At 60.7% G+C, this 2,150-nt stretch carries 1 pseudogene; it reads left to right on the top strand.

Features of this window, described 5'->3' with window-relative positions:
* Positions 1 to 2,150: pseudogene (dnaE, locus tag J4G14_15270) on the top strand (DNA polymerase III subunit alpha).

Genomic DNA, 2,150 nt, shown 5'->3' on the forward strand with positions numbered 1-2,150 from the left:
GATCGGCGTCAAGCCGATCATCGGTTGCGAGATCTACACCGTCGCCGGCGCCCACAGGCTGCGCGACGCCAGCATGCGCTACCACCACTTGCTGCTGCTGTGCAAGAACGAGACTGGCTACCGCAACCTCATCGACCTCGTCTCAACGGCGTATACCGAAGGTTTCTACTACAAGCCGAGGATCAGCAAGGACCTGCTAGCGCGCTACGCGGACGGCCTGATTTGCCTGTCGGCCTGCCTGCGAGGCGACTTGCAAGAGGCATTGCTGCAGCAGGGCTACGAGGAAGGCCGCAAGCTGGCCTACGAGTACCAAGACATTTTCGGCAAGGAAAACTTTTTCTTGGAGATCCAAGACCACGGTCTTGAACTCGACAAGGAACTGATCCCGCTCCAACTTCGCCTGGCGCGCGAGACAGGCATTCCGCTGGTAGCGACCAACGACGCGCATTACCTGACGAAGGAGGACGCCGGGGCCCACGAGGCCTTGCTTTGCGTCCAGACCGGCAAGACGCTGAGCGACAAGAACCGGATGCGTTTCCAGACCAAGGAGTTTTATCTCAAGAGCCGCGCAGAGATGGCGGCGCTGTTCGATGGCGACGAGGGCCCTCTGGACCGCACTTGGGAGATCGCCCAGATGTGCGACCTCAAGCTCCAGCCGATCGCGAATCCGTTTCCCAAGTTCGAGGTGCCGTCCGGCCAGACCACCGATACCTACTTCGAGTACGTCGCCCGGCAGGGATTTGAGGTGCGCCGGGCGCGCTTGGAGGAACTGGCCGCCAAGGGGCTGCTGCGTAGGCCGCTGGAAGAGTACGCCGAACGGCTTGACTCCGAGATCAAAGTCATCCAGCAGATGCAGTACTCCGGATATTTCCTGATCGTCTGGGACTTCATCCGCTATGCCCGCCACAAGCAGATCCCTGTTGGGCCCGGACGCGGGTCTGCGGCAGGTTCGCTAGTCGCTTACGCGATGTCGATCACCGACATCGATCCGCTGCAATACGGCCTGCTCTTCGAGCGCTTTCTGAATATCGAGCGGAAGTCGATGCCCGACGTGGACATCGATTTCTGCATGAATCGGCGCGGGGAGGTGATTCAGTACGTCACCGGATCATCACTTTCAACACCATGGCGACCAAGGCCGCCATCAAGGACGTCGGCAGGGTGATGGACCTGAGCTTCGGGCAGGTCGATCGGCTCACCAAGATGGTGCCGAACGTCCTCAAGATCACCTTGGACCAGGCCATCGAGCAGGAGCCCAAGCTCAAGTCTGCGATGGCCGAGGACAAACGCGTCAACGAAGTGATCCAGACTGCAAAGCGCCTTGAAGGCGTGGCCCGCAACCCGTCTGTGCATGCTGCGGGCGTTGTGATCGCTCCCCAGCCGCTGAAGACACTGATTCCGATCTACAAGACGAACAAGGACGAAATCGTCACGCAGTACGACATGAACAGCCTCGAAGCGATGGGGCTGCTCAAGATGGACTTCTTGGGGCTGACGACGCTGACGATCATCGAAGACGCCTTTGGCTGGATCGAGAAGCGCACGGGCAAGCGCCTCAGTCAGGACAGCATCCCGCTGGATGATGCCAAGACCTATAAGCTCTTGTCCGAAGGCCTGACCAGCGGCGTGTTCCAGTTCGAATCCAAGGGCATGCGGGACATCTGCCGCCGCTACAAGCCGGAGCGCCTGGAGGATCTGTGCGCGCTTAACGCGCTGTATCGGCCGGGGCCGATCCAAGGCGGCATGATTCCCGACTTCATCGACCGCAAGCACGGTCGCAAGCCGGTCAGGTACCTGCTGCCGGAGATCGAGCCCCTGCTCAAGGAGACCTACGGGGTCATCGTCTACCAAGAGCAAGTCATGCAGATTGCCAACCTCGTGGCGGGCTACTCGCTCGGAGAAGCGGACCTGCTGCGTCGCGCAATGGGCAAGAAGAAGGCGAGGGAGATGGCCGAGCATCGCGCCAAGTTCCTCAGCGGCGCCGGCGAGCGCGGCTTTCCCGAAGCGGCCACCTCGAAGCTCTTCGACCTCATGGAGCAGTTCGCCGGCTATGGCTTCAACAAGTCGCATTCGGCCGCCTACGGCTTTCTCGCATACATCACCGCGTTCCTCAAGACGCACTACACGGTCGAGTTCATGGCGGCCCTGCT

This window comes from Dehalococcoidia bacterium, from assembly GCA_021295915.1.
In the GTDB taxonomy this organism is placed as follows: Bacteria; Chloroflexota; Dehalococcoidia; order Lucifugimonadales; family UBA1123; genus VXRN01.